A 25,927-nucleotide genomic window follows, 5' to 3' on the forward strand; every position below is an offset into this window, starting at 1 on the left:
GTTCGAGGCGGTAACGGTTCGAGGCGGTAACGGTTCGAGGCGGTAACCGTTTGAGGCCCGTCAGGCGGTGGCCAGTGCCTCGGTGGGGGTGAGCCGGGCCGCCCGCCGGGCCGGGTAGAGCCCGGCCAGCGCGCCGATCACCACGGCGGCCCCCGCGCCACCGGCCACACTCGGCAGGGGCAGCACCATCGGCCAGCCCATGACCAGCGCATATCCGGCGCCGACGGCGAGCCCGACGGCGACACCGGCCAGCCCGCCGAGCGTCGACAGGGTCACCGACTCGGTGAGGAACTGCATCCGGATCTGTCGTCGGGTGGCGCCGAGGGAGCGGCGCAGCCCGATCTCCTGGCGGCGTTCCAGCACCGAGATGACCATCACGTTGGCGACACCGACCCCGCCGGCCAGCAGCGCGACGGCTCCCAGCGCCAGGAACAGTGCGTCGAAGGTCTCCTCGGCGGCGGCCTCGGCCTCCAGTTCCCGGGCGGGGGAACTGACCTCCACCTCGGCCGGGTTGCGCGGGTTGATCGTGGCGGCCAGTCGGTCGTACACCTGGGAGATCTGGTTTTGGACCGTGCGGGTGTAGAGGGTGCTCGGGTGGCCGCGGAAGCCGAGATCAGCGGCGTAGGACCAGCCGATCAGCGCGGACCGGTCGATCTCCGGAGCCAGCGGCAGCGTGTCGAGGACACCGATGACCAGGAATGACCGCCCGGAGATCCAGACGTGCGCGCCGGCCGTGGCGATGCCGAGCCGGTCGGCGGCGACCGACCCGAGGACGACCGCCGGATAGCGGCCGGTGGCGGCGTTGAGGAACGTACCGGAGCGGACCGTGCCCTGCAGGGTGCCGAGCAGGTCGTCCCGGGCCGCGTGGACGGCGATGCCGCTGGTGTCGGCCGGGTTGATCCGGTCGTTGCGGCGTACCGTCGCATCGCTGACCAGGCCGATCGCCGACACGTCGGTGACACCGGGGATCCGGCCGACCATGCCCTCGGCGGTGCCAGGCAGGTCGGCGTCCTGCCCGGTGAGGCTGCGGCCGGGGGAGGCGGCGAGCAGGTTCGAGCCCAGCGCCCGGATGTCGGCGATCAGCCCGGCCCGGCTGACCGTGCTGATCCCGGCCAGACCGACCATGGCGGCCACGCCGATGGTGATGCCGAGCGCCGAGAGGACGGCCCGCAGCGGGCGGCCGCGCAGCCCTTCGAAGCCGGTGCGGGCCAGGTCGCGGGTGTGCAGCCGGGCGGGTTCGGGCAGGGCGACGCTCATGGGCGGTCTCCGGGGTCGGGGCGGCCGGTGTCGCGGTGGACGCGGCCGTCGCGGATCTCGAGGCGGCGCGGCAGGGCGGCGGCGACGTCCCGGTCGTGGGTGATGACGACGACGGCGGTCCCGTCGCGGTGCACGCCGGTCAGCAGGTCGAGGATGCCGGTGCCGGTGGTGGAGTCCAGGTTGCCGGTGGGCTCGTCGGCCAGCAGCAGCGCCGGTTCGCCGACGACGGCGCGGGCGATCGCGACGCGCTGCTTCTCCCCGCCGGACAGCTGGTGAGGCCGGTGATCCATCCGGTGGCCCAGGCCGACCCGCTCCAGGGCGGCCCGCGCCAGCAGGCGCCGCCGGTGCCGGGAACAGCCGTGATAGAGCAGGCCGGTGGCCACGTCGTCCAGGGCGGACAGGTGCGCGGTGAGGAAGAACTGCTGGAACACGAAGCCGATCCACCGGGCCCGGACCGCGGCGATCCGCCGGTCCGGCAGCAGGGCCACGTCGTGCCCGTGGATCCGCACCCACCCGCTGGTCGGGGTGTCCAGGGTGCCCATCAGCTGCAGTAATGTGGACTTGCCGGACCCGGACGGCCCGACGATCGCGACCAGCTCCCCGGCGTTCACCGCCAGTGACGCTCCGTGCAGGGCGCGGACCCCGCCGGGATAGGTGCGACCGGCGTTCTCGACCTCGACGACCGGTGTGCTCACGAGACCGGCACCCGCACCTTCGCGCCCTCGGCCAGCGCGCCGGTCACCTCGACCAGATCACCGTCGAAGATGCCCAGCGTCACCGGTACCGCGGTGACCGTGCCGTCGTCGGCGACCACGTCGACGGTGTAGGTCCGGTCGGCCGCGGCGAGCAGCGCGTTCACCGGGACGGCCAGGACATTCCGGTGCTCCTCGCTGGTGAACGCGACGGTCACCGGTGCGCCGTCCAGCCGGCCGGCATCGGCCGGATCGTCCAGGCTGATCAGGACGGTGACGGTGGCCGACTCGGTGCCCTGGCCGGTCTGGGACTGGGCGTTCGTCCGCTCGGCGGTCGCGACCGTGCCCACCTCGCTCACCCGGCCGGTCGTCGACGTGCCGCCGGGCAGCTCGATCCGGACCGGCGCGTTGCGCTCGGCCAGCTGCTGCGAGGCGACCGGCAGTTTCACCGTCACCTGACGGCCGGTTCCGGACGCGGTCAGCACCCGGCCGGCCGCCGGCGCGCTCGGGACGGTGTCGACCGAGGTGATCCGGATCGGACCCGGCATGACCACCACGTCATCCGGCGACACCGTGCCGGTCACGGTCACGCCGAGGTCGTCCTGCCAGCGCCTGATCGCCGCCCGGGTGGCCGGCGTGAACCTGGTGTCGACGGTGAGGTGTGCGGCGTACCCCAGGGACTCGAGGTTCTGTTCGAGGGTCCGCACATCGCTGCCGCGAGAGACCCCCATGCCGAGGGTACGAAAGAACGGCGCCCCACCCAGCAACAGCGGCACCGCCCGCCCGTCCACCCGGAACACCGCCCGGCCCCGCCCGACGACGTCGCCGGGCCCCGGCAGCCAGGTGATCCGCCCGGTGCCCGGCCCCAGCACCGTGAACGAGCCGGCATACCCGAGCGACCCGTCGGCCCGGGTCGCGGCGGACAGGTTCGTGCGCTGAACGGAAACGGTCGGCAGGGTCGTCGGTTCCTCGCCCGGCGGAGCGCTGCCGCACGCGCTCAGGGACAGGACCGCCGCTATCAGGTGAAAACGGTGAGACATGCCGCCGAGCGTGGTCGTCCACAGGTTTCGCGGCGGTGACCGCGACGAAACCCCCGGTCCTGTGAGAATCGAACGATGCGGATACTCGTGGCCGAGGACGAGCGGTTCCTCGCCGATCTGGTCGCCGACGGCCTGCGCGCCCAGGCGTGGGCCGTCGACGTCGCCCACGACGGTGCCGCCGCCCTGGAGCGGCTCGCCGTCAACGACTACGACGTGCTCGTCCTCGACCGTGACCTGCCCCGCGTGCACGGTGACGACGTGTGCCGCCGGGTGACCGGCCGCGGCGGCCCGGTGCGGATCCTGATGCTCACCGCCTCCGGCGAGCTCCACGACCGGGTCGGCGGCCTCAACCTCGGCGCCGACGACTACCTGGCCAAACCCTTCGCCTTCGAGGAGCTGGTCGCCCGGATCCGGGCGCTCGGCCGCCGCAGCGGCCGGCCCCTGCCGCCGACCCTGCGCCGCCACGGCATCACCATGGACACCGCCGTCCGTGAGGCGTCCCGTGACGGCCGGCCGCTGCGCCTCGCCCTCAAGGAGTATGCGGTCCTGGAGGTTCTGCTGCGCGCCGAAGGTGCCCTCGTCAGCACCGAGGAGCTGCTGGAACGCGCCTGGGACGAGCACATCGACCCGTTCACCACCGCGGTGAAGGTCACCATGAGCAAACTGCGCCACAAACTCGGCGACCCACCGGTCATCGTGACCGTCCCCGGCAGCGGCTACCGCCTGTGAGCGGCTCGGTCCGGACCAGGATCACCGTGCTCTACGGCGGCCTCTTCACCATCATCACGGCCGCGGTGCTGCTCCTGGCCCTCGGCTTCCAGGGCTGGGCGACAGCGATCGCGCTCGGGCGCGGCGGCGCGGTCTGCCAGGGCGCGGCCTGCGGCGCGCCACCGGCCGGGCCGTCGGCCGAGGACATCCAGGAGGGCGTCCGGGCGGGCCAGCGCCTGGTCATCCTGGCCGCCATCGCCGTCATCGCCGTGCTCGGGTTCGCCGTGTGCTGGTGGCTGACCGGCCGGCTGCTGCGGCCCCTGCACCGGATCACCGCGACCGCCCGGCGGCTGTCGCTGTCCACCCTGCACGAGCGCATCGCCCTCGACGGCCCCGACGACGAGTTGCGCCGGCTCGCCGACACCTTCGACGCCATGCTGGACCGGCTCGAAGATGCCGTCGACAGCCAGCGCCGGTTCATCGCCAACGCCTCGCACGAGCTGCGCACCCCGCTCGCCGTGCAGCGCACCGCCATCGAGGTCGGGCTCGCCGACCCGACACCCGCCCGGCTCGCCCTGATCCGCGCCGAGCTGCTGCGCAACACCCTGCGCTCGGAACGTCTGATCGCCGGGCTGCTGCTGCTCGCCCGGGGGGAGCGGGGGCCCGACGTGCGTACCTCCGTGGACCTGACCGCCGTCGTGGCCGAGGTCGTCGCCCAGAACCGGGGCGAGGTCACCGTGACGTTCCCGCCGCCCGGCCCGGTCGTCGTGCCCGGTGACGAGGTGATGCTCGCCCAACTGGTCACCAACCTGGTGCAGAACGCGGTCCGCTACAACGTGCCCGGCGGGACCGTCACGGTCACCCTGACCTCGGCCGCCCGGCTGACCGTCACCAACACCGGCCCGCTGATCCCGGTCGACCGGGCCGGCGAGCTGTTCGAGCCGTTCCGCCGTCTCGACGCCGACCGCACCGCGGGGTCCGCGTCGGCCGGGCTGGGTCTGTCCATCGTCGCCGCCATCGCCCGCTCCCACGGCGGGGCGGCCGCCCTGACGCCCAACCCGGACGGTGGCCTCACCGTCCGGGTCGATCTGCCGGCTCACCCGCCGGCCTTCTCCTCACAGTCGGCCTGAAGCTCCTTCAGATTCGCCGGTGCCTGCTGGTCGATCTGCAGCTGAGGGCGCTCCATCGTCGGATCGTCGACCTTGATCCCCTTGTCGCGCAGGCACTGGGCGACCTTGACGTACCTGTCCAGCTCCTCGGTGGACGGCTTGTCGTACATGCCGGGCGGCGCCACGTTGCGGCAGGCCGCCTCCGCCGCGGCGATCTTCGACCGATCGGTTCCCAGCGGCATGGTGTAGCCGTCGCCGGGGTTGATCTGGACAGGCAGGCCCTCCTTCTGGAGGCACTCCGCATAGGCGACCACCTTGGTGAACGGATCCGCCACCCCCGAGGGCGGCGTGTCCCCGGGCCCGTCGGGTTCTCCGGTGGCGGCACATCCGGACAGCGCGAACCCCAGTACAGCGACCACACCCACGAATCTCCTCATGCCGTCAGGGTGGGACGCCGCCGGTTTCGGCCCGGTGACCGCCGCGGGCGAAAACTCGATGGCTGCGCCGCGACACGGCGTGGCAAGATCTGCGGCGGGTCGCTAGCTCAATTGGCTAGAGCATTCGGCTGGTAGCACGTCCGCCCTCCGCCTCGTGCGGGTATGGGAGTGCTTCCTTCTCCTGATGGATCGAAGGGTTCGGGGTTCGAGTCCCCGGCGGCCCACTTCGAAAGCGGAACCACCGCCGGCGGGGGAGGGGCGACAACATGCACGAGAAGACGATCATCCACAAGACGCTCCGCGTGCCGGCCGGTACCGGGGCGGCCGGGGACGGTACGGCGGTGGCGCGGCAGCTCGACGCCGCTCTGCTCGACGTCGGGTTCGCGGCGTCCCGGGCGCTGCTCGACCACGTCGGCGGGCTCGCTCCGGCGCCGGCCATGGAACTCGCCGCGACCGTCGTGTCGGCGGTCCGGGAACTGGTCGGCGACCACGTCGCGCACAACACCTACTTCATCGGCTTCCCGGACGGGGTGCCGGACACCCTCGAATTCTGGACCGAGCGGCTGCAGGCCGCGGTGCTCGCCGGCGGCGGCGACGTCACGGTTCTCCCGGGGTGGCTCAACCTGCTGGACCTTCCGGGGTACGGCTCCTACCAGCACTCGTACGCCGAGATGCTGGCCGTCCACGACGAGCTGATCGCCTCGGTGGGCGACCGGCTGACCGTCCTGCACCTCGGCGACACCGCCGAGCGGGAGGCCCAGCGGCTGTACCTGGCGCTGGCCGGCAGTGTCACACCCCTCGGCGAGGCGGACCTCGCGATCCTCAGCGAACTGGCCGTGACCTGTGCCGACGGGCCGCAGCCGGAGGTGATCCCGGTGCGGGAGAACCGTGCCGTGCTCAACGGCATCCGGCTGGTCCTCGGCCGGCCGCTGGTCGCCGTCGACACCACCACCGACGTGCTGCGCCTGGCCTGCCAGGTGTCCGGCGGTGACGTGTCGCTGGCGGAGCCGACCCGGTTCCGTGCGTTCCGCCGCCCGGAGCGGCGGATCCTGCTGGCCGCCCTGGACACGGTGATCGGCGCGAGCCCGGCCAAGCTCGCCGACGTCGCCCGCTACGCGGAGCGGTGGAAGCGGCTCGGCGAACGGCTCCACCCGCACGAGTACGGCCAGTGGCCGCAGGCCCAGGCGGTGTTCGCGGTCGCGCGCGGCGAACGGCGGGTGCCGACGCTCGCCGGCCGGGCGGAGACCGCCATCCGCGACGGCCGGGTCGGCCGGGCCGCGACGGTGCTGTCGGCCGCTCCGGGTCTGCTGCTGCGCTCGGCCGACCGGCTGCTGCGCATCGCGCCGGAGTCCGAGCGTGCCGCGGTGATCGACACGGTGACCGGTGCTCTCGGATCGGCGTCGGGGCGGGTGCTGCTGTCGCTGCGCGAGCACGTCGGCAACCGGCGGACCCCCGACACCGCCCGGATGTACGTGAACCGGTTCCGCCGTTCCTGGGTCGGCCCGGACACCCGTGCCCCTCTGCCGGCGGAGCTGGTGGAGGAGCTGTCGGCGCTGCTCGACGACGAGATCAGCGCCCGGCTGCCGGAGTGGGAGCATCCGCTGCTGGTCGACCCGGACGTGCTGGACGTGGCCCTGCCGCTGTCCGGCAAGGCGTCCGAGAGCGGCTTCGCGGTGCTGCCACGAGGCTCGCGGGCGCCGGTCTCCGGTGAGCTGCTGCGGTTCTTCATGTACTGGCGGCAGACCGCCCGGCACACCGACTACGACCTGTCGATGCTGCTGCTCGACGAGGGCTTCCACAGCGCCGGCCAGGTGTCGTGGACGAATCTGCGGGGCAGCGGCATGGTGCACTCCGGTGACATCACCTCCGCCGAGAACGGTGCGACCGAGTTCATCGACGTGCCGCTGACGATCGAGGCGCCGTACGTGGTGCCGCAGGTCAACATCTACTCCGGTGAGTCGTTCGAGGAGGTGGCCGAGTCGATGTTCGGCTACCAGACACGCACGAAGGAGCAGAAGGGTGCCCCGTTCGAGCCACGGGCGGTGCGGGCGCGGTCGCAGATGCGCGGCCGGGGCCGGGTCGCTCTGCCGGTGGTGTTCGTCAAGGGCGAGACCGGTTGGCAGGCGTTGTGGCTGCACCTGTACCTGCACGGCCACCCGGCTTTCAACCGGGTGGAGGACAACACGTTCACCACGGCGCACCGGGTGCGTGCCCTGGTGGAGCGGCAGTACCTGACCGTGTCCTACCTGGTCGACCGGTGGCGGGCACGGACCGGCGTGACGGTGTGGGACGGAGCGCTGCCGGACGAGCCGGTCACGTTCGTCGGCGTCGAGGCGCCGGACGGTCTGCCGGAAGGGTCGGAGATCTACACGCTGGACCGGCTCAGCGAACTGATCCCCGGCTGATCACCGACCACCGAGGTCATGCGGGCGCTTCCTTCTATTTCCGTTCAAATCGGGAACCTCCGCCATGCGGGGGATCTGGCATACAGTGCCCGCGCTTCCCTCGGCCCGTGGCCGGCGGCTCATCGAGCCGCCGGCCACGACCTTCTCACGGCACCGGGACCGCCCGCCGGACGGTGAGCGCCCGGCCCAGCTGCCCGACGGCGTTGTCACCCCAGCACCACAGACTCCGATCGGTACGGATCCCGCAGGTGTGCGATCCACCCGGTGCCACGGTGCGCCAGGACGCCCTACCCGACCGGACCGGCTCGTCCCGGTCGGTGGCCGTGCCGTCGCCGAGCTGGCCCGCGTTGTTGCCGCCCCAGCACCACAGGCTCGCGTCGGTACGGATGCCGCAGTCCACCGAGGAGCTGACGGCGATGTCCGCCCAGTCCCGGTCGGCGGTGATCGGCCGCGGCGCGGCGAAGAGCGGGGTGACGCCGCCGCCCCAGCACCACAGCCGGTGATCGGTGTCGACGGCGCAGGACCTGACGTATCCGGCGTCGAGCGAGACGACACCGGCCAGGCCGACCGGCCCACCAGCCGTGGTGGCGGCGCCGTCCCCACGCTGCCCGAGGAAGTCCTCGCCCCAGCACCACACCTTCCCGGCCGTGTCGCGACCGCAGGTGTGCCGGTCGGCGGCGGTCACCTCCACCCAGGTCGTGGCGAGGCCGGTACGGACCCGGGTGAGCGGCAGGTCCCCTCGCGACAACCCGTCGGCGATCTGACCGTAGGTGTTGTCCCCCCAGCACCGGAGAGTGCCGTCGGTGCGGACGGCACACGCGTGCGACCCACCGACCGTGACACCCGTCCACCCGGCGCGGTCACCGACCCGCCGGGGCCGGAGGGCGGGACCGTCGGTGGGCACGTCACCCCAGCACCACAGCGTCGCGCCGGCCCGGACGGCGCAGGTGGTCCCGTTGCCGGCCGCCACCGACCGCCACGTCCCGCCGACGGGAGCGGGCGTCGCCCGGGGAACCATCCGGCCGTCGCCGAGTTGACCGTGGGCGTTGCCGCCCCAGCACCACAGCGATCCGCTCGTCCGAACGGCGCAGGTGTGCCTCTCCCCGACGGCGACGTCCGCCCAGTCCGTGCCGTCGCCGACCCGGACCGCGGAGGGCATGCTGGTCGACGGCACGAACGTCCCGTCACCGAGGAGACCGCCGAGGTTGTCGCCCCAGCACCACAGGCGGCCGGCGGTGGTCAGCGCACACGAGTACCGGAGACCGGCGACGACCGTCCGTGTGGTCAGGTCGGCGTTCACCGTGACCGGGCCGGACGAGCTCACCGTCGTGCCGTCGCCGAGTTCACCGTTGTCGTTCTCGCCCCAGCAGCGGGTCCGGCCGTCGGTGGTCACCGCGCAGGTGTGGTTCATGCCGGCCGCGACGGAGGCCCACGACGTCCCGGCTCCGGCCCGCACCGGAACGTCCCGGTCGACGACGGTGCCGTCGCCGAGCCTGCCCGCCTCGTTGCCGCCCCAGCACCACAGTGCGTGTCCGGTGTCGACGGCGCACGTGTGATCCTGGGTCGTGGCCAGGGCGGTCCAGGTCGCCGCGGTGCCCACCTGCACCGGTACCGTCCGGCTGCGCTGGTTCGGGCCGATGCCGAGTTCCCCGCGCAGGCCGAATCCCCAGCACCACAGCGTGCGGTCGGTCCGGATGCCACAGGTGTGCGACGCGCCGAGGTCGACGGCGGCCCAGGTCTGCGTCCCGATCCGGGTCGGGCTCCAGCGGTCGGTGCCGGTGCCGTCGCCGAGCATGTGGTTGGCGTTGGATCCCCAGCACCACAGGCTCCGGTCGGTGCGGATCGCACACGACGCCTGCGACGACGTACTGACCGAGGCCCAGATCGTCGCGGTGCCGACCCGGGCCGGCCGCGGGGTCGACGTGCCGGCGTCACCGAGCCCGAGCTGACCATAGGTGTGCGAGCCCCAGCACCACAGGCTGCCGTCGGTGCGGGTGGCGCAGGTGTGGGTCGTGCCCGGCGACACCGACGCCCAGTTCCGGGCGTCGCCCACCCGGACCGGCGCGCCGCGGTGCACGTCCGTGCCGTCACCGAGCATGCCGCCGAAGTTGTGACCCCAGCACCACAGGGTGCCGTCGCTGCGGATGGCACAGGTCGCGTCGCCGCTGCCGGTGGACACCGACGACCAGGTCATCGGCGTCGCCGCCCGTGCGGGAACGGCCAGAACCGTGAGCAGGCACAGCACCACCGTCAGAACGTGACGTCGCGATACCGGCATCGTCTTCCTCCCGGAAGGACTAGTTGATCTTCCTGTCCGGCTCAACGAGGCGCCGCGAGAACCGTGATCACGGCGGCGGTGACCGACCGCTTCCGCCCGAAAGGCGCGGTGTCGGGCGTGACGACCCGCCTGCGTCGCGTGGTGGCCACGGCCGGGTGTAGCTTCCGGGGGCGGTCCACGGCGTACCAGATGAGGTGGTTGATCTCATGTCGTCCGATCTTCATGCGGCATCGTTCGGGAGTGCCGCGGAGGCCTACCAGCGGGGTCGCCCGCCCTATCCGGCGGAGGCGGTGGCGTGGGCGGTGCCGCCGCGGGCCCGGCGCGTGCTCGATCTCGGCGCCGGCACCGGGAAGCTCACCCGGGCGCTGCTGGACGCCGGATTCGACGTCGACGCCGTCGAGCCGTCGCCTCAAATGCGCGATCAACTCGCGGTTTCCGCTGGTCAGGCTTCCATCTTCGAGGGTACGGGGGAGAGCGTCCCGCTTCCTGACGCGTCCGTGGACGCCGTCGTGTGCGCGCAGGCCTGGCACTGGGTCGACCCCGCGCGGGCCGTCCCGGAGATGGCCCGGGTGCTGCGGCCCGGCGGCACCCTGAGCCTGATCTGGAACGTGCGCGACCACACCGAACCGTGGGTCGCCGCCCTCGACGACGTGCTGCACCGGCACACCCGCGACGAGATCGACACCGCCCCGCGGATCGGCGGCCCGTTCGGTGACCCGGAGCGTGCCGAGTTCCGCTGGCGGCACACCCTCGACCGCGCCGAACTGCAGGACATGGTCGCGTCCCGCAGCTACGTCATCCTGCTGTCCGAACCCGACCGGCGGGCCCTGCTCGACAGCATTCTCGACCTTCTCGACCGGCACGGCCTGGGCGAGCGGTTCGAGCTGCCCTACGTCACCCGCTGCACCCGGGCCCGGCTGCGCTGACCGGCGCCGCCGGTCAGCGGCCGACCAGCTCGCCCACCTCGGTACGCGACGACACACCCAGTTTCCGCAGAATGTTGGACACGTGCACCGCCGCCGTCTTCGGGGAGATGTAGAGCCGCTGCGCCAGTTCGGTATTGGTCAGCCCGTCACTGATCAGCACCGCCACCTCCCGCTCGCGCGGGGTGAGCGCGGCCGGCCCGGTGACCGCCGGCGGCGCGTCCACCGGCGCCATACCCAGCTGGGCGCGCACCCGGTCGAACTGCTCGACCCGCCAGCCCCGCCACGCCGCCAGCAGCGCGGCGGCCGCCTCGATCTGCTCCTGCGCCTCGGCGCGCCGGTCGGCCGCCAGCAGACAGCGGGCGGCGCCCACCCGGACGGTCCCGCGGACCGCCGGCCCCAACGGGTTCGCCTCGGTGATCGACAGGTAGCCGGTCAGCGCCTCGGCATGGCGCCCGTGGGCCTCGGCGACCTGCGCCTCCACCAGAACCCGGTGCGCGTCCCACACCTCGGAGTCCAGCAGGACGGCCGCCATCCGGTCCAGATCACCGGCCGGCAGCCCCAGCTCCAGGGCCGCCGAGATCAGGTCGTGGGCCTGCTCCCCGCTGCGCCACGTCTGCCCCTCCAACGCGGTGACCAGCTCACCGAGTGCGGCTTCGGCCCGTGGACGGTCGTGGCGACGGCACGCCAGATGGAACGTGAGCCCCGGAATCACCGTCGGTGGATTGTTCGGCAGAGCGGCCAGATCGGTGATGAGCTGCTCGACCTGGTCCAGCTCGCCGGCCTCCAGCGACAGCCCGGCCAAAAACACCCCGTGGTAGTCGGCCCACCGCCCGCGCCGGCGCAGACTGCGGTCCTGTGCCCGGCCCTCCTGCAGTGCCGCGACCGCCGCGCCCAGGTCACCGGCCCGCAACGCCAGCCGCGCCCGCCCCTGGAAATAGGCGGCCACCGCTAGCGACTCGAACCCGGCCCGTTCGGCGTTGACCCGCATCCGCTCCAGGATCTCGGCATGCTCGGCCGGTGACGGCGGTTCCCCGTGCACCAGCACGTTGAGCGCCCGCGCCGCGAGCACCCACTCACCGGCCTGCTCCGCCTCGTGGACCAGCGCCGACAGGATCTTGCCACCGGCGGCGGCGGTCTGCGGCCAGTCCGCCAGCGCCGAACCCTTCTCCAGCAGCGCCGTCAGCCGCACGCTCGGCAGGTCGAACTCGTCGGCCAGCGCCAGCGCCCGGTCCGCCCAGAGCAGCGCGGTGTCGGTGTCGTCGTACAGATACGCCGACTGGGCGATCGCCGTCATCGCCCGCGCCTGCCCGGCGCCCGGCGGAAGCTGCGCGATCAGGTTCTCGATGTCCGCGGTCAGCGCCCGCACCTCGGCCGCCTCCCGCGACTCCCACGCCAGCCGGACCAGCAGATACAGCGCCTCCGCCTGATCCGACGGGTCACCGGCCCGCTCCCGCCAGCGCCGCCCGTACCGCAGCGCGTCGTCGAGCAGCCCGGCCAGCCACGCCGCCCGCGCCGCCGCCCCGAGCAGCTCGGGATCCTCCGGAACCTCGTCCAGACCCATCTCGGCCAACTGCAGCGCCTGATACGCCGAGCCGATCGACAGATACAGCGCCGCACCGTGCCGGGCCGCCGCGATCATGTCCTCGTACCGCCCGGCGCCGCGGGCGTGGTGCGCGACCATCGCCGGATCGGAGCCGCCGCCGCGCAACAGCACGTCCAGCGCCGCCTCGTGCAGCCGCCGCCGCTGCCGGCCCAGCATCTGCCCGGCGATCGCCTCCCGCACCAGTGCGTGCCGGAACGCGAACTCGTCCTCACCCGACTCCACCAGCACACCGCGCGTCACCAGGGTGCGCAGCACGGCGATCAGCTCGTCCTCGCCGGTACCGGTGACGTCGGCCAGCAGGTCGAACAGGATGCGATGGCCGAGCACGGTGGCCGCCTCGACGATCCGGTGACTGACCGGATCGAGATCCTCCACCTGGCGCCGCAGCACATCGGCGAGACTCCACGGCAGCGGCTGGTCGACGAGCGCCTCCAGGTCGTAGCCGGGCAGGGCCCGCAGAAGCTCCTCGAGGAAGAACGGATTACCGCCGGTGCGCTGGTGCAGAGCCGTCGCGGCCCGCAACGGGGCCGGTCCGCCGATGGCCGCCGCGAGCAGGGCCGCGGTCTGCGCCGGCGACAACCGATCCAGCCGTACGTGGGTGACGGCATGCCGTCGTTCGAGCTGGGCGAGCAGCCCCGCCACCGGCTGGCGCCGGGTCACCTCGTCCGGCCGGTACGTCCCGATCAGCAGCCGCGGCCCGGGCTGGTCGGCGATCCGCTCGAACAGGGCGGCACTCTCCGAGTCGGCCCAGTGCAGATCCTCGAAGACGATCACCGCCGGGGACCCGCCGATCAGGTCGGCCAGAATCGCCAGGCCGGTGTGCAGCCGCTCGACCGGGCTGCGCTCGGCATCGGACAGGGCGGCCAGCCGGGCGCCGTCGACCTCGGGCCGGCCGTCGATCGCGTCGAGCAGCACCTCGTACGGCCGGGCCAGCGACCCGGGCTCGGCCTGCCCGACCAGGACGATCGTCCCCGCCGGCACGATGTCGATCAGCTCCTGAACCAGCCGTGTCTTACCGATGCCCGGCTCACCGGCGATGATCGCCACCGCCGGCTCACGGGACTTCGCCAGCTGCGCCAGCCGGCGCAGCTCACCGGCCCGGCCGATCATCACCGGGCTGGCACCACCGCGGTTGGTTCGCACGACGCCAGGGTACCGGCGGGCCGTCCGCGCGCTCGACGCTCAGGCGTGCCCGGCCGGCACCTATCTGGACATCCCGTCGCGCCGCCCCGCCCGGCTCTGCGCCGACCACGGGAGGTGAACATCCGGTCACCCAGGGGCTGACAGGGTATGTCGCCCGGTCGTGTCGTATCGTCGGGCCGTGCCCGAATCTTCAGTGAGCCGCGACAGCGCGGCCGTCAAACGTGCCGTCGCAGGTCCGCCGCGTAAGAACGCCGGTGGGCCGCCACTGAAGACGAAGGCGGAGAAGCGCGCCGAGGCCAAGGTCAACCGGGCGCGCGCCCGGGCGATGCAGAAACGCCGGCAGGCACTGTCCGTCGCGGGCGCCGCGCTGGCCGTGGTCGCCGTCGTCGTCGGGCTGGCCCTGTGGATCACCACCACACCCACGACGGAGCCGACCTCCACCACCCCGGCCGCGAGCACCGACGCCGGTGCCGCCCCCGAGCCGAGCGCGGCGTTCCCGAACCTGCCCGCCGGTGCCGACCCCGCCCTGGCCAAGAAGCCGGCCACGACCGCCGGCACGGGCAAGGTCACCGAGCTCAAGGTGACACCCCTCATCGAGGGCACCGGGGCGGCCGTCGAGGCCGGTCAGACGATCGAGGTCAACTACGTCGGTGTCACCTACACCGACGGCAAGGAATTCGACGCGTCGTGGAAGCGCTCGGAGGCGTTCAGCTTCCAGGTCGGCGCCGGCAACGTCATCCCGGGCTGGGACAAGGGCCTGGTCGGCGTCAAGGTCGGCAGCCGTGTCCAGCTCGACATCCCGGCGGACATGGCCTACGGCGACAACCCGGGCGGCGGCCGCCCCGCCGGAGCGCTGCGCTTCATCGTCGACGTCCTCTCGGCGTCGTGACCGTCCTCTCGGCGTCGTGACCGTCCTCTCGGCGTCGTGACCGTCCTCTCGGCGTCGTGACCGCCCTCTCGGCGTCCTGACCGCCTCGCCGCGCGAGGCCGTCCGTTGGAGCAGTTTCGCGTAGGCGGGCGATCATCTTCGGCCGATCTGCGAGCCCACGTGTGGGTGAGGGCTGCTTCCCGGCCCGGGAAAGAGCCCTGACCCACAGGTGGACGATCGAATGGCCGCCGAAGTGGACACGCCGTCTCTGGTCGGGCCGGCGGCGGTCGGGGCTTGCGGCAGGAGGGGGTATGCCGGTGAGGATCCGCAGGACCGGTCCCGGTGACGTCGAGGCGATCGCCTTCGCCGAGGTCCGCCGTGAGGCGAACCGCAAGCCCGGCCGACTGGACTCCGTATGGCTACAGCGGCGGCCGGGCGGGCGCTGACCCTGTCACCGGAGCCGTGCCGGGTGTGTCAGGGCGTCGGCCCGGCGAGTCTCTGCACGGCGTCGGCCAGGTCGGAGACGGCACGCCGGCCGTCGAGTTCGACGGTGGCGCCGCGTCGGAGGAGAGGTTCGACGGTTCGGGTGTACTCGACGATCGCGGCCCGCTGCTCCGGGGTCCGGCCGTAGGGGTTCGCCCGGTCGGCGACCCGTTCCAGGAGCACCTCCACCGGTGCACTGAGCAGGACGACGTGGTGGAAGCGGTCGTAGAAGCGGCCCTGGTTCTCCACCGTCCCCGACACGACCAGGACGTCGTGCGAGGCCAGCAACCCGTCCATGCGTGGCTCGTCCCACGTGCCGTCGGGGAGTTCCCAGCCGTCGTAGTCGGTGTCGACGGCCGGCAGACCCCGCCGGCGCAGTTCGTCGAGGACGGTGCTCTTGCCGGCACCCGACATGCCGGTCACCAGAATTCTGGCCACGTACGCATGCTAATCGGACGACGCCGAAGGGAGCCGCACCGGTCCGTGCGGCTCCCTTCGCGTGGTGATCATCAGTGGGCCGGAACCACCACGGTCGGTTCGCGCGAGGCTACGGCGCCGGTGGGCCGTCCGCGTGCTTTACGTCCACGGCGGGCCAGCCGGGCGCCGGCGAGCAGGCGGTCCCGGTCGGCTTCGGCGATCATCTCGCGGGTGCGGTCGTGGGCCAGGTGGAGCATCAGATCGGGGTGGGCGAACATTGCCGTCTCCTTGTCGTCGTCGATGTATTGATCGTCGTCGGTAAGGAGGCCTGCCACATGGGCAGCGGTTACGTATCTTCGCAGCTCAGAATGGCTTAGGGAGGCTACTTAGGGCGGCCGCGACATACCTAGGCGATACCTAGCCGGCCGCGGCGGGGATCAGAACGAGCTGAAGCTGTCCACGTCGATCAGGGTCAGTACCTCGGTGCGCACGGCCGGGCACTGCGCCGCGACGGCCGCGTCCAGCACCGCGCCGTTCTCCGGCTTGCCGTGCGATGCGAAGAAGGTGGCCAGTCCGCCGGCCAGGTTGGCGTGCCGCCCGACGGGGCTGCCGATCTCCTTCAGCGCCGGGATCTCCCCTTCCAGGAAGGCGCAGACGTCCTCGGCCGGGTAGGAGCCACCACCACCGTCGGCGGCGGCGGTGGTGGGCTCGTCGGTGCCGCCGCATCCGGCGACGGCCAGCGTCACCGTGGCCACGGCGGCCAGCAGCAGGGATCGGGTGGTCTCAGTCATCGAGTGCCCTCCGGGCGGTGATCAGCCACAGGCCGGCCGGCAGGCGGTATCCGGTGCCGGCCGTGCGGAACCGTTCGAGCAGGTGTGCCGCCCCGGCCCGGGCGAGCCCCCGGCTTTCCGGATCGGCGTCGCGGTAGGCCGCACCCGCGGGGCCCACCTCGATCAGCCACTCGGTGACCGCGGCCGGATCATCCGGTGCGTTCAGCGTGACGTCGTACGGCCGCAGGTCGATGTCGGCGAAGCCGGCGCGGGTGAGCAGACGGGTCACCCGGTCCGCGTCGGCGAACGCGAACGGTCCCGGCTCGTCGCCGATCGGTAGCGGCGGCAACGGTCCCAGATGTGCCGCCGCGCCGAGGAGCGCCGCCGGCAGCCAGGGGTTCACCCGGCCGTCGCGGAACACCGTCGCGGCCAGCCGCCCGCCGGCCCGCATCGAGCGCCGGATCGTGGTCAGACCGGCGAGCGGGTCGGCGAGCAGCATCAACGTCATCCGGGAGTAGACGGCGTCGAACGGTGCGCCGGGCACGACGCCGAGGGTCTCGACGTCGCCGGCGACGAACCGGGGGCCGGTGCCGCCGGGCCGGGTGAACCGCTGGCGTGCGGTCGCGACCATCGCCTCGGCGAGGTCGAGGCCGACCGCGCTGCCCGACGCCGTGACGGCCCGGGCGATCTCGGCGGTCGTGCCGCCGCACCCGCAGCCGACGTCCAGCACCCGTTCGCCGGGCCGGGGTTGCAGCCGGTCCAGTGCCACGGCGCCCAGTGGCCGGCCGATCTCGTCGTGCCGGTCGGCCTGGTCGGCCCATCCCGGCGCGCTGCGGGTCCAGAAGTCGATGTTGCGGGCGCGCAGGGTGGTGGTGTCGGGCATCAGAACGGCATCTCGGTGCCGTCGACGCTCGCGGACCGGAACCCGGCGGCCTTCGCCGGGTCGAAGCCGTCCTCCTGGGCGGCCAGTCCGGCGGCGCGGACCAGTCGTTCCGTCTGGAACGCGCGGAAAGCGGCCTCGTCCTCCCAGATGTTGATGATGCGCCAGCCCTCGTCGGAGGGGCCGGCGACGTGGGCGAGCAGCCCCTTCGGCCGATCCGGACCGAGGTGTCTCTCCACCTGCCGGTACTCGTGCTCGCTGACTCCGGGCATGTCCTGAACGACGCCGTACGGCATTGGTGTCCCCTGATTCGTGGTCGATGGAAGCCATAGTCGATAGAGTGAGGCTCTATCGAATAGTGGACTACGCTGCACGCGTGGCTGTCAATCGCCGTTACGTCTCACCCCGTCGCCAGGAACAGGCCCGGCAGACCCGGCGGACGATCCTCGACGCGGCGGCCCGGCTCTTCGTGGACCCGGGTTACGCCGCCACCCCACTCACCGCCGTGGCCGCCGAGGCCGGTGTCGCCGTGCAGACCGTGTACGCGGTGTTCGGCAGCAAACGCCGGCTGCTCTCCGACCTGGTCGACGTCACCCTGGTCGGCGACGACGAGCAGGTCGCGATGGCGGACCGGTCGTTCGTCACCGACATCCGCGCGCTGACCGGGCTTCGGCCCAAACTGACCCGCTACGCCCGGCACCTCGCCGAGACCCACGCCCGGCAGGCCGACGTGATGCTGGCGCTGGCCGGTGCGGCGACCGCGGACGCCGACGCGGCGGCGATCTGGCGCAAGAACCTCGAGGACCGGCGTACCGGGATGACGATGTTCGCCGCCGACCTCGCCGTTACGGGGGAGGTGCTGGTCAGCCAGGAGCGGGCCGCCGACGTGCTGTGGCTGGCCCAGGACATCCGCAACTACGACTGGCTGGTCCGGGAACGCGGGTGGCCGGTCGAACGGTTCGAGCGATGGTTCGTCGACAGCGTCGCGGCCGTACTCGGCGCGCCGGACTGACCGACAGGGCCGGTCGATCGGGCGGCGCCGGGGGCACGCTGCCGGGAATGGAAGTAGGCATGTCCTTCCATTTCTAAGCTATACCGGAGGTGGGATCTTGCCGCAAGACCCGGGGGAGCGCGCAGAATCGCAGTCGTTTCTGCCCGCAAGGTGAGAGGACGGTCAGCGGTGACCCGCTACGTCGTGAATCTGGACGAGATCGACCGGGAACAGGTCGCGATCGCCGGAGGTAAAGGCGCACATCTGGGGCAGCTCACCCGGATCGGCGGCCTTCGGGTGCCGCCGGGATTCTGCGTGACGACCGCGGCTTTCGAGCGGATCGCGCCGTCGTTCGAGAAGGATCTCGAACGCCTGGAAAGGCTCGACCCGGACGACCGGGAGACGGTTCGGGAGGTCAGCGCGCAACTGCGGGAGACGATCGAGACGGTCACCATTCCGGACGATGTGGCGGCGGCGATCACCGGATCGCTGGAGAACGGTGCCTATGCCGTACGGTCCAGCGCGACCGCGGAGGACTCGGCGGCGGCCTCGTTCGCCGGCCAGCACGACACCTACCTCAACGTGACCGGGGACGCGGTTCTCGTACACGTGCGGCGGTGCTGGGCCTCGCTCTTCGCCGAACGGGCGGTCGCCTACCGGCTGCGCAACGGTGTCGATCACCGGACCGTGCGGATGGCCGTCGTCGTGCAGCGGATGATCTTCCCGCGGGCGTCGGGAATCATGTTCACCGCCGACCCGGTGACCGGAAACCGGCGGGTGACCTCGATCGATGCGGGCTTCGGCCTCGGCGAGGCACTGGTGTCCGGCCTGGTCAACGCGGACGTCTACCAGGTCCGCGACGGCGTGGTCACCGACCGGACGATCGCCGCCAAGCGGCTACAGATCCAGCCCGCACCGCAAGGCGGCACCGAACGGCAGGCGATCGACTCCGGACAGCAGAACCTCCCGGTTCTCACCGACGCCGAGATCGTACGATTGAACGCGCTCGGCAGACGGATCGAGGCTCATTTCGGCCGGCCGCAGGACATCGAATGGTGCCTGGACGACGCCGGTTTCGCGATCGTCCAGAGTCGCCCGATCACCACGCTGTTCCCGATTCCGCGGGCCGCCGACGATTCTCCCCGGGTGTACGTGTCCGTCGGCCACCAGCAGATGATGACCGAGGCGATGACACCGCTGGGCCTGTCGGTGTGGAAACTGACCTCGCCGGGGGAGATGCACGACGCGGGCGGCCGGCTGTTCGTCGATGTCACCTCACGGGTCGGGCCGGCGCTGCTGACGGCGTTGACCCAGTCGGACCCGCTGATGGGCGACGCCCTGCGAAGCGTCGTGGACCGCGGCTTCGTCCCGCTGAGCACCGACGACAACCTGCCGCACATTCCCCGGGACGCCGGACCGGACCCGCTCGACAACGATCCCGCGATCGTCGCGGACCTGATCGGGCACCGGGAGAGACTGATCGAGACGGTGCGACGCGACATCGCGCCGCTGACCGGCCCGGAACTGCTCGACTTCGTGCTGGCCGACGTGCAGAAGATCCGGCAGATGCTGTTCGAGCCCCGCAACATGCCGGCGATCATGGCGGGTATGCAGGCCACCTGGTGGCTCAACGAGCACCTGGAGCAGTGGCTGGGGGAGAGGAACGCGGCCGACGTCCTCACCCGCTCGGCGCCGGACAACGTCACCTCGGAGATGGGGATGGCGCTGCTGGACGTGGCGGACGTGCTCCGGCCGTACCCCCAGGTCGTCGATCTGCTCCAGGAGGACGGTTTCCTGGACCGCCTGCCGGAGGTGCCCGGCGGCCGTGCGGCGCGCGACGCGATCCAGGGGTTCCTCGAGGTGTACGGCATGCGCTGCGTCGGCGAGATCGACATCACCCGCCCGCGGTGGAGCGAGCAGCCGTCCGCGATCGTGCCGATGCTCCTCAGCAACATCCGCAACGCCGAACCGGGCGCCGCCGCGCGCCGTTTCGAGCAGGGCCGGCGGGAGGCCGCGGCGAAGCAGGCGGAACTGCTGGCGCGGCTGCGGGAACTGCCGGACGGCGAGGCCAAGGCCACCGCGACGAAACAGCAGATCGACCGGCTCCGCACCTTCATCGGCTACCGCGAATACCCCAAGTATTACCTGGTCAGCCGTTACTTCATCTACAAGCGGGCGCTGCTCGCCGAGGCCGGTCGCCTGGCCGGGGCAGGGGTGATCGCGGACCCGGAGGACGTCTTCTTCCTGACGCTGGAGGAGTTCCGGGACGTCGTGCACAGCCAGCGGGCCGACGCGGAGCTGATCCGGCAGCGCCGGGAGGAGTTCGCGCACTACCGGGCCCTGACCGCGCCGCGGGTGCTGACGTCGGAGGGCGAGGCGGTGCACGGGGCGTACCGGCGTGGTGATCTGCCGGCCGGAGCGCTGGCCGGCCTGCCCGTCTCGGCCGGCACCGTGGAGGGCCGGGCCCGGGTCGTCCTGGGCGTCGCCGACGCCGATCTGGAACCCGGCGACATCCTGGTCACCGCCTACACCGACCCCAGCTGGACCCCGGCGTTCGTGACGATCGCCGGCCTGGTCACCGAGGTGGGCGGCCAGATGACCCACGGGGCGGTGATCGCCCGCGAGTACGGTCTGCCGGCCGTGGTTGGGGTCGAGGACGCCACCACTCTGATCAGGGACGGTCAGCGGATCCGCGTACACGGGACGGACGGCTTCGTCGAGATCGTTTGACGGCCTCTGCGACAGTGGCCGGATGCCTGAACGCAAACCCCGCCGGTGGGTCCGTCGACTGTGGTTGACCGCAGCCGTGTTGCTGCTGGTGACCGCAGGTCTGTGGGTGGGTAACTCCTCGGTGCTGTGGGGCACCGGGGAGGGCCGGCCGTCGCTACTCGCGCACCGCGGGATCGCCCAGACGTTCCCGCTGGACGGCGTGCAGGCCGACACCTGCACGGCGACCCGGATCCATCCGCCGGACCACGGCCATGTGGAGAACACCATCGTGTCGATGCGGGCCGCCTTCGACGCGGGCGCCGACATGGTGGAGTTCGACGTGCAGGTCACCTCGGACGGGCAGCTGGCGGTGTTCCACGACTCGATCCTCGAATGCCGGACCGACGGGTCCGGGCGGGTCGCCGACCACACCCTCGCCGAGTTGCGCCGCCTCGACCTCGGGTACGGCTACACCGCCGACAACGGCGCCACCTATCCGCTGCGCGGCAAGGCGGTCGGCCTGATGCCCACCGCCCCGGAGGTGATCGCCGCGTTCCCCGACCGTGAGCTGCTGATCGACCTGAAGAACGACGATCCCGCCGACGGGGCCAAGCTGGCCGACCACCTGGCGACCCTGCCCGCCTCGCGGCTGGCGACGATCAGCGTGTACGGCGGCGACAACTCGGTGGAGGCGGTCCGGTCCCGGCTGCCGCAGATCCGGGCCACCTCGAAGGCGATCATGAAGGACTGCCTGATCGACTACCTGGCCGCCGGATGGACCGGCCACGTGCCGGACAGCTGCCGGCACACCGAGCTGCACCTGCCGCAGCGCTACGGGCAGTACCTGTGGGGCTGGCCCGATCTGTTCGTCGACCGCATGCGCGAGGCCGACACCCGGGTGATCCTGGTGGCCGGCGACGGTGACTGGTCGGAGGGCTTCGACCAGCCCGAGGATCTGGCGACCGCCCCGTCCGGCTGGTACGGCTGGTTGTGGACCAACCGTACCGACGTGATCGCCCCACTGACCCGGTAGCACCGACGGTGTTTGCGGCGGCACGGAGCGCGGGTAATCCGCCGGCATCGATGTGAGCCGTCCGTGCGACGGCCCGTGAGTCACGGGGGGAGCATCACATGGCTGGTGAAACGCGCAGTGCCGGGCCGTACAGCAAGGCGACCATGCGGAAGCTGGTGATCGCCGCGGTCGTCCTCGACGTCATCGTCGGTGCGATAGCGGTGAAGTACGCGATCGACGGGCATGCGGCCGCGCCGATGCTGCTGGGCCTCGCCGGAGCACTCATCGCGGTGCTCCTGCTGACGGTACCGCTGGCGAAACGGCGCGGGCGACTCTGAAACGACGAGGGGCCGGGCGATCGCCCGGCCCCTCATCATCGGTGGATCAGCAGTACAGGTTGCCGCCCGGGCTGACGCCCAGGATGCCGGTGAAGCGGTGGTACGCGTCGACGCGGCTCTGCACCTGGGCCGGGTTGCCGCCGTTGCACTCCAGCGAGCCGTTGATGCTGCGGATCGTCTCGCCGAAGCCGCGGCCGTTGACGATCGCGTCGTGCGGGGTCATGGTGCCCGGCCCGCGCTGGGTCATCCAGTACCAGACGGCGGTCTGGTAGGCGATCGACGACTCGTTCTTGACCCGGTCCGGGTTGTTGAGCAGGTCGATGCCGAGCGCGTCACCGGCCGCCTTGTAGTTGAAGTTCCAGCTCAGCTGGATCGGGCCGCGGCCGTGGTAGGCGCTCTGCCCGGCCGGGCACCCGTAGGGCTGGCTGCGGTCGCAGTAGAGCGGCCAGTTCGCCTGGTTGATCTCCTCGACGTAGACCAGACCGCCGGACTCGTGGTTGATGTTGGCGAGGAAGGCGGCCGCCTCCTGCTTCTTCACCGTGTCGCTGCCGGTGGTGGTGAACGCCGGGTACTTCTTCACGGCGTCGATCAGGCCGGCGTACGAGTAGAACGCGATCCGGTTCGGGAACATCTGGTTGAACTGCGCCTCGGTGACCGGGAAGCTGCCCGGGTTGGTGGGCGGGTTCGTGGTGCCGCCGCCGGTGCAGGTGTACGGCGACCAGTACCAGGTGCTGATCACCGGGTCGTAGCCCGGGTTCTCGTTGGTGGCCCGGTAGTACTGCCCGTTGGTGTAGCGCACGATCGACCCGGCCGGGTAGAACTGGCCGGCCACCCAGTTGGGGTGGTTGCAGGTGGCCGGCGGGTTGGTGGTGCCGCCACCGCAGGCGCCGTTGTCGGCCCACACGCCGGTGCCGGCGGTGCTGGGGGTTTCGCCCTGGGTCCACCACTTGGCGGTCCAGTTGCGCCCGCTGTGGGACGCCCGCTGCCCGCTGGTGTAGACAGCCGAGCCGCTGTACGCCGTGGTGCACGCCTCGGCGGCGTTCGACGCCGTCATGGGCAGGATCGCCACGGCGGCTCCGGCCACCGCGACGCCGATCGTCGCCAGGATCGATAACATCCGTTTTCTGGGCATGGTTCACCTTCCGTGCGCCGGGGGACGCATGGTGCGAGAGGGATGAGAGGTACATCGACTCAACTAGATACCGAGCCCGCTCGTCAAGGTATCTGTTAAGAAAGTTCAAGAATCATCGAGGGCTATCATCCGCCGATGACCGCCGCACCGCTGCCGGAGTGGGAGCGCCTCCGCGTCCTCCGGGCCGAGCACGAATTCGCCTCGGTCCGCAAGCAGACGCGGGTCGCGTACCTCCTCTGGGGCCTGACCGGTCTGATCGGAGGCCACCGCTTCTATCTCGGCGACACCGGGCGCTCGATCGCGATGCTGTTCACGCTCGGTGGCCTGGGCGTGTGGACGCTGCTCGACGTCTTCTTCGTCGGGCGGCGGGTGCACGCCGTCAACCGCGACCGCCGGGCGGCGATCATGGCGCGGTACGGGATCCTCGACAGCGGGTGTTAGGTTGTGCCGGTGAAATGGTGGGACGCGCTCTGGCGCCTGGTCAGCATGCTGGCCGAGGCCGCGGGCACGTCTGATCTGGCCGGCGGCACGACCGCCCTGGTCGGCGTCGTCCTGATCGCCGTCCTCGCCCGGGTCCTGCTGGCCCGCCCCGCACCCTCCCCGGACGGCCGGGCCGCCGGGGGAGCGCTGCGCAGCCGCTCCGAGCGAGCCGGCGTGCCCCGCCACCGTGACCCCGACGCGTCCGGGCGCACCCGCCCCCGAGGACCGACAGCGGCCCCCGCGGCCGCCTGACCTCGCAGCTACCCGTGTCGGGTGGCCGCTGCCGACCGTTCATCCGTCGCCAGCCGCCCCTGGGGGTTCCACCGTGTCCGTCATCTATTTCCTGATCTCCGCCGTCCTGCTGTTCTGGCACTCCGCCTGGGATGCCCTGCTCGGCGACCCGCACAGCCTCAGCACCGACTGGGCCTGGGTCCTCGGCATCGTCTTCCTGGTGCTGACCGTGCGGGTCGCGCTGTTCCCGCTCTTCCTGCGCCAGGTCCGGTCGCAGCAGGCCCTGCAACGGCTGCAGCCGAGGTTCCAGGCGCTGCGGGCCAAGCACCAGGGCGACCCGCAGTCACTCCAGCGCGAACTGACCGAGATGTATCAGCAGGAGAAGGTCAGCCCGTTCGGCGCGTTCCTGCCCATGCTCATCCAGTTCCCGATCTTCATCGGTCTGCTGCACGTGCTGCGCCACCTCAACCCGGCCATCACCGACGTCGCCACCCGCACCCTCTACGGCTGGTCGGAGCCGCAGTTCCTGGACGCGTCCGGCGCGCACCTGTTCGGTGCGCCGATCGCCGCGACCTTCCAGGCCGGCGGCACCGTCCAGATCGTCGCCGGTGTGCTGATCCTCGCCATGATCACGACCACGTTCCTGACCACCCGGATGTCGATCCTCAAGACCGGCTGGTCGGAGAACCCGCAGCAGCGCACCGTGCAGAAGATCATGCTCTACGGCATCCCGCTGTCGCTGCTCGTGTCCGGCCTGATCTTCCCGGTCGGTGTCATCCTCTACTGGACCACCCAGAACGTGTTCGCCCTCGGCCAGCAGATCTGGCTGAACCGCAGGTATCCGGCCACCGCGGTGGTCACGACAGACGGATAGGGTTCACCACGTCGGCGGTGATGGTCAGCAGCATGACCGCACCGCCGATCAGGACCAGCGCCATCGTCACCGGGTAGAGCCGGGTGAAGTCGATCGGCCCGGCCGCCGGCAGCCCCTGCAGCCGGCGCAGCGCGTCACGGGCCCGCTCGAACCAGATGACCATGACGTGCCCGCCGTCCAGCGGCAGCAGCGGCAGCAGGTTGAACACCGCCATGAACAGGTTCAGGCTGGCCAGCAGCAGCAGGAACACCGCCCACAGGCCCCGCTCGACGGCCTCACCGCCGAGCCGGCTCGCCCCCACCATGCTGATCGGGGTGTCCGCGCCGCGCTCGGCGCCGCCGATCGCCGCGACCACCGCGGGCAGGCGCTGCGGAAAGGCCGCCAGCTGAGCGAAGGTACGCCCGAACAGGTCACCGGTGAACGCCACCGTGGCGCCGGCCGCGTCCGCCGGGCCGTAGGTCAGATAGGCGGGCGGTGCCTGCGCGGTCGCCCCGATCACCCCCGCCTCGGTGCCGTCCCGGGTCACCCGTGCCACGTCCACGGTCAGCGTCAGCGTCCGGCCGCCGCGCTCGACGGTCACCGGTGTCGGCCCGGTGGAGGCCTGCACGGCGGTGAGCACGTCGGCCCACAGCGGCGTGGCGGTGCCGCCGACCGCCGTGATCCGGTCACCCGGCAGCACACCGGCGTCCGCGGCCGGGCACGTCGCGGCGGGGCAGGTGGTGGCCGCGACGACCGGCTCGGCGACCGGGTTCAGGTTGGGCAGACCGGTGCTGACCGCCATGCCGTAGAGGATCACCATCGCCAGCAGCACGTGCGTGACCGGGCCGGCGGCCATCACCGCGGTCCGTTTCCACGCCGGATAGCGCCACATCGCGCGGGGCCGCTCGTCCGGGGTGAGGTCGTCCAGCGTGGTCATGCCCGCGATCTCACAGAAACCACCGATCGGCAGGGCCTTCAGGCCGTACTCGGTGTCGCCTCTGCGGAACGAGAAGACCGTCGGGCCGCGGCCCACGAAGAACCGCCGGACCCGCATCCCGAAGGCGCGGGCGGACAGCAGATGCCCCGCCTCGTGCAGTGCGAGGGACAGACACAACCCGACGACGAACAGCGTGACCCCGACGACGTATGCCAGCACGCGGCGATC

The 25,927-nt window shown here is 71.9% G+C and carries 26 protein-coding genes and 1 tRNA gene; 14 read left to right on the forward strand and 13 right to left on the reverse strand.

Annotated elements, in window-relative coordinates; genetic code table 11:
• Nucleotides 1-60: 60 nt before the first annotated feature.
• The 3 genes from BC793_RS24275 to BC793_RS24285 are packed head-to-tail and all read right to left on the reverse strand — an operon-like array spanning nucleotide 61 to nucleotide 2,989.
• A complete protein-coding gene (locus BC793_RS24275) occupies nucleotides 61-1,257 on the reverse strand; it encodes an ABC transporter permease (RefSeq protein ID WP_109595966.1) in 1,197 nt (398 codons plus the stop codon).
• Nucleotides 1,254-1,952: an ABC transporter ATP-binding protein gene (locus BC793_RS24280; RefSeq protein WP_109595968.1), complete on the reverse strand. Its 699-nt coding sequence runs from the start codon at nucleotides 1,950-1,952 to the stop codon at nucleotides 1,254-1,256. Before BC793_RS24280 ends, BC793_RS24275 begins: the two co-directional genes overlap by 4 nt.
• Entirely contained in the window at nucleotides 1,949-2,989 is a 1,041-nt protein-coding gene (locus tag BC793_RS24285) for a peptidoglycan-binding protein (RefSeq protein ID WP_146246417.1), read from the reverse strand. Before BC793_RS24285 ends, BC793_RS24280 begins: the two co-directional genes overlap by 4 nt.
• A 75-nt stretch (nucleotides 2,990-3,064) precedes the next feature.
• On the opposite strand from BC793_RS24285, the gene BC793_RS24290 reads away from it, so the two are divergent.
• The gene (locus BC793_RS24290) at nucleotides 3,065-3,718 is read left to right on the forward strand and encodes a response regulator transcription factor (protein ID WP_109595972.1); all 654 of its coding nucleotides are present in this window, start codon (nucleotides 3,065-3,067) and stop codon (nucleotides 3,716-3,718) included.
• The gene (locus tag BC793_RS24295) at nucleotides 3,715-4,827 is read left to right on the forward strand and encodes a sensor histidine kinase (protein ID WP_109595974.1); all 1,113 of its coding nucleotides are present in this window, start codon (nucleotides 3,715-3,717) and stop codon (nucleotides 4,825-4,827) included. Before BC793_RS24290 ends, BC793_RS24295 begins: the two co-directional genes overlap by 4 nt.
• Here BC793_RS24295 and BC793_RS24300 read toward each other — a convergent pair.
• Nucleotides 4,794-5,243, reverse strand: coding sequence for a hypothetical protein (locus BC793_RS24300; RefSeq protein ID WP_146246418.1), 450 nt, complete (start codon nucleotides 5,241-5,243; stop codon nucleotides 4,794-4,796). The genes BC793_RS24295 and BC793_RS24300 overlap by 34 nt on opposite strands.
• A 96-nt stretch (nucleotides 5,244-5,339) precedes the next feature.
• Between BC793_RS24300 and BC793_RS49710 the strand changes: the two genes are divergently transcribed.
• A tRNA-OTHER gene (locus BC793_RS49710) sits at nucleotides 5,340-5,467 on the forward strand.
• A gap of 42 nt (nucleotides 5,468-5,509) precedes the next feature.
• Nucleotides 5,510-7,648, forward strand: a complete 2,139-nt coding sequence (locus BC793_RS24305) for a TerD family protein (RefSeq protein WP_109596051.1) — start codon at nucleotides 5,510-5,512, stop codon at nucleotides 7,646-7,648.
• A gap of 145 nt (nucleotides 7,649-7,793) precedes the next feature.
• Here the strand turns inward: BC793_RS24305 and BC793_RS24310 are convergent, their stop codons facing one another.
• A complete protein-coding gene (locus BC793_RS24310; RefSeq protein ID WP_109596053.1) occupies nucleotides 7,794-9,926 on the reverse strand; it encodes an RCC1 domain-containing protein in 2,133 nt (710 codons plus the stop codon).
• Between the two features lie 206 nt (nucleotides 9,927-10,132).
• Here BC793_RS24310 and BC793_RS24320 point away from each other — a divergent pair, with 206 nt between their 5' ends.
• Nucleotides 10,133-10,852, forward strand: coding sequence for a class I SAM-dependent methyltransferase (locus BC793_RS24320; protein ID WP_109596057.1), 720 nt, complete (start codon nucleotides 10,133-10,135; stop codon nucleotides 10,850-10,852).
• A 13-nt stretch (nucleotides 10,853-10,865) separates the two neighbouring features.
• Here BC793_RS24320 and BC793_RS24325 read toward each other — a convergent pair whose 3' ends face one another.
• Complete coding sequence (locus BC793_RS24325) at nucleotides 10,866-13,598, reverse strand: helix-turn-helix transcriptional regulator (protein ID WP_239170339.1); 2,733 nt, start codon at nucleotides 13,596-13,598, stop codon at nucleotides 10,866-10,868.
• Between the two features lie 178 nt (nucleotides 13,599-13,776).
• Between BC793_RS24325 and BC793_RS24330 the strand changes: the two genes are divergently transcribed.
• Together BC793_RS24330 and BC793_RS52375 are read left to right on the forward strand one after the other, a co-directional pair.
• Nucleotides 13,777-14,487 carry an FKBP-type peptidyl-prolyl cis-trans isomerase gene (locus BC793_RS24330; RefSeq protein ID WP_203896379.1) on the forward strand — a complete coding sequence of 237 codons (711 nt, stop codon included), beginning with the start codon at nucleotides 13,777-13,779 and terminating at the stop codon, nucleotides 14,485-14,487.
• Nucleotides 14,488-14,777: 290 nt separating this feature from the next.
• Nucleotides 14,778-14,912 carry a hypothetical protein gene (locus tag BC793_RS52375; RefSeq protein ID WP_275416261.1) on the forward strand — a complete coding sequence of 45 codons (135 nt, stop codon included), beginning with the start codon at nucleotides 14,778-14,780 and terminating at the stop codon, nucleotides 14,910-14,912.
• Between the two features lie 28 nt (nucleotides 14,913-14,940).
• On the opposite strand, the gene BC793_RS24335 is transcribed toward BC793_RS52375, so the two are convergent.
• The 5 genes from BC793_RS24335 to BC793_RS49715 form a co-directional block, all read right to left on the reverse strand.
• Nucleotides 14,941-15,387 (reverse strand): AAA family ATPase, encoded by a 447-nt coding sequence (locus BC793_RS24335; RefSeq protein ID WP_109596059.1) that lies wholly within the window; start codon nucleotides 15,385-15,387, stop codon nucleotides 14,941-14,943.
• A 71-nt stretch (nucleotides 15,388-15,458) separates the two neighbouring features.
• Nucleotides 15,459-15,701: a hypothetical protein gene (locus tag BC793_RS24340; protein WP_239170338.1), complete on the reverse strand. Its 243-nt coding sequence runs from the start codon at nucleotides 15,699-15,701 to the stop codon at nucleotides 15,459-15,461.
• 102 nt (nucleotides 15,702-15,803) lie between these two features.
• Nucleotides 15,804-16,157, reverse strand: a complete 354-nt coding sequence (locus tag BC793_RS24345; RefSeq protein WP_109596063.1) for a hypothetical protein — start codon at nucleotides 16,155-16,157, stop codon at nucleotides 15,804-15,806.
• Nucleotides 16,150-17,019 (reverse strand): class I SAM-dependent methyltransferase, encoded by an 870-nt coding sequence (locus BC793_RS24350; RefSeq protein ID WP_158319341.1) that lies wholly within the window; start codon nucleotides 17,017-17,019, stop codon nucleotides 16,150-16,152. The genes BC793_RS24345 and BC793_RS24350 overlap by 8 nt, the downstream gene beginning before the upstream one ends.
• Entirely contained in the window at nucleotides 17,019-17,312 is a 294-nt protein-coding gene (locus BC793_RS49715; protein WP_158319342.1) for a hypothetical protein, read from the reverse strand. Before BC793_RS49715 ends, BC793_RS24350 begins: the two co-directional genes overlap by 1 nt.
• An 80-nt stretch (nucleotides 17,313-17,392) precedes the next feature.
• Here BC793_RS49715 and BC793_RS24355 point away from each other — a divergent pair, with 80 nt between their 5' ends.
• The 4 genes from BC793_RS24355 to BC793_RS48970 all read left to right on the forward strand — a co-directional run bounded on the left by BC793_RS24355 (nucleotide 17,393) and on the right by BC793_RS48970 (nucleotide 22,066).
• Nucleotides 17,393-18,028: a TetR family transcriptional regulator gene (locus tag BC793_RS24355; protein WP_239170337.1), complete on the forward strand. Its 636-nt coding sequence runs from the start codon at nucleotides 17,393-17,395 to the stop codon at nucleotides 18,026-18,028.
• A gap of 168 nt (nucleotides 18,029-18,196) precedes the next feature.
• The gene (gene rph, locus BC793_RS24360) at nucleotides 18,197-20,737 is read left to right on the forward strand and encodes a rifamycin-inactivating phosphotransferase (protein ID WP_109596067.1); all 2,541 of its coding nucleotides are present in this window, start codon (nucleotides 18,197-18,199) and stop codon (nucleotides 20,735-20,737) included.
• Nucleotides 20,738-20,759: 22 nt separating this feature from the next.
• Nucleotides 20,760-21,749 carry a glycerophosphodiester phosphodiesterase family protein gene (locus BC793_RS24365; protein ID WP_109596069.1) on the forward strand — a complete coding sequence of 330 codons (990 nt, stop codon included), beginning with the start codon at nucleotides 20,760-20,762 and terminating at the stop codon, nucleotides 21,747-21,749.
• Between the two features lie 98 nt (nucleotides 21,750-21,847).
• Nucleotides 21,848-22,066 (forward strand): hypothetical protein, encoded by a 219-nt coding sequence (locus BC793_RS48970; RefSeq protein ID WP_146246420.1) that lies wholly within the window; start codon nucleotides 21,848-21,850, stop codon nucleotides 22,064-22,066.
• 46 nt (nucleotides 22,067-22,112) lie between these two features.
• Here the strand turns inward: BC793_RS48970 and BC793_RS24370 are convergent, their stop codons facing one another.
• Nucleotides 22,113-23,183 (reverse strand): glycoside hydrolase family 19 protein, encoded by a 1,071-nt coding sequence (locus tag BC793_RS24370; protein ID WP_373871255.1) that lies wholly within the window; start codon nucleotides 23,181-23,183, stop codon nucleotides 22,113-22,115.
• A gap of 150 nt (nucleotides 23,184-23,333) precedes the next feature.
• On the opposite strand from BC793_RS24370, the gene BC793_RS24375 reads away from it, so the two are divergent.
• The 3 genes from BC793_RS24375 (at nucleotide 23,334) to yidC (ending at nucleotide 24,783) form a co-directional block, all read left to right on the forward strand.
• Nucleotides 23,334-23,639 (forward strand): TM2 domain-containing protein, encoded by a 306-nt coding sequence (locus tag BC793_RS24375; protein ID WP_109596073.1) that lies wholly within the window; start codon nucleotides 23,334-23,336, stop codon nucleotides 23,637-23,639.
• A 9-nt stretch (nucleotides 23,640-23,648) separates the two neighbouring features.
• Nucleotides 23,649-23,930, forward strand: a complete 282-nt coding sequence (locus BC793_RS24380) for a DUF6412 domain-containing protein (RefSeq protein WP_239170336.1) — start codon at nucleotides 23,649-23,651, stop codon at nucleotides 23,928-23,930.
• A 73-nt stretch (nucleotides 23,931-24,003) separates the two neighbouring features.
• Nucleotides 24,004-24,783, forward strand: a complete 780-nt coding sequence (yidC, locus tag BC793_RS24385) for a membrane protein insertase YidC (RefSeq protein WP_109596075.1) — start codon at nucleotides 24,004-24,006, stop codon at nucleotides 24,781-24,783.
• Here the strand turns inward: yidC and BC793_RS24390 are convergent.
• Nucleotides 24,767-25,915, reverse strand: coding sequence for a M50 family metallopeptidase (locus tag BC793_RS24390; protein WP_203896385.1), 1,149 nt, complete (start codon nucleotides 25,913-25,915; stop codon nucleotides 24,767-24,769). The genes yidC and BC793_RS24390 overlap by 17 nt on opposite strands.
• Nucleotides 25,916-25,927 lie beyond the last annotated feature (12 nt).

This window comes from Actinoplanes xinjiangensis, assembly GCF_003148685.1.
Lineage (GTDB): Bacteria > Actinomycetota > Actinomycetes > Mycobacteriales > Micromonosporaceae > Actinoplanes > Actinoplanes xinjiangensis.

What these genes read in the sequence shown, in the direction of transcription:
- BC793_RS24375 (WP_109596073.1), top strand. Translation starts at nt 23,334, where the DNA reads ATGACCGCCGCACCGCTGCCGGAGTGGGAGCGCCTCCGCGTCCTCCGG.
- BC793_RS24365 (WP_109596069.1), top strand. Translation starts at nt 20,760, where the DNA reads ATGCCTGAACGCAAACCCCGCCGGTGGGTCCGTCGACTGTGGTTGACC.
- BC793_RS24290 (WP_109595972.1), top strand. Translation starts at nt 3,065, where the DNA reads ATGCGGATACTCGTGGCCGAGGACGAGCGGTTCCTCGCCGATCTGGTC.
- BC793_RS24285 (WP_146246417.1), bottom strand. Translation starts at nt 2,989, where the DNA reads ATGTCTCACCGTTTTCACCTGATAGCGGCGGTCCTGTCCCTGAGCGCG.
- BC793_RS49715 (WP_158319342.1), bottom strand. Translation starts at nt 17,312, where the DNA reads ATGCCGTACGGCGTCGTTCAGGACATGCCCGGAGTCAGCGAGCACGAG.
- BC793_RS24305 (WP_109596051.1), top strand. Translation starts at nt 5,510, where the DNA reads ATGCACGAGAAGACGATCATCCACAAGACGCTCCGCGTGCCGGCCGGT.
- BC793_RS52375 (WP_275416261.1), top strand. Translation starts at nt 14,778, where the DNA reads ATGCCGGTGAGGATCCGCAGGACCGGTCCCGGTGACGTCGAGGCGATC.
- BC793_RS24310 (WP_109596053.1), bottom strand. Translation starts at nt 9,926, where the DNA reads ATGCCGGTATCGCGACGTCACGTTCTGACGGTGGTGCTGTGCCTGCTC.
- BC793_RS48970 (WP_146246420.1), top strand. Translation starts at nt 21,848, where the DNA reads ATGGCTGGTGAAACGCGCAGTGCCGGGCCGTACAGCAAGGCGACCATG.
- BC793_RS24370 (WP_373871255.1), bottom strand. Translation starts at nt 23,183, where the DNA reads ATGTTATCGATCCTGGCGACGATCGGCGTCGCGGTGGCCGGAGCCGCC.
- BC793_RS24345 (WP_109596063.1), bottom strand. Translation starts at nt 16,157, where the DNA reads ATGACTGAGACCACCCGATCCCTGCTGCTGGCCGCCGTGGCCACGGTG.
- BC793_RS24300 (WP_146246418.1), bottom strand. Translation starts at nt 5,243, where the DNA reads ATGAGGAGATTCGTGGGTGTGGTCGCTGTACTGGGGTTCGCGCTGTCC.
- BC793_RS24275 (WP_109595966.1), bottom strand. Translation starts at nt 1,257, where the DNA reads ATGAGCGTCGCCCTGCCCGAACCCGCCCGGCTGCACACCCGCGACCTG.
- BC793_RS24350 (WP_158319341.1), bottom strand. Translation starts at nt 17,019, where the DNA reads ATGCCCGACACCACCACCCTGCGCGCCCGCAACATCGACTTCTGGACC.
- BC793_RS24320 (WP_109596057.1), top strand. Translation starts at nt 10,133, where the DNA reads ATGTCGTCCGATCTTCATGCGGCATCGTTCGGGAGTGCCGCGGAGGCC.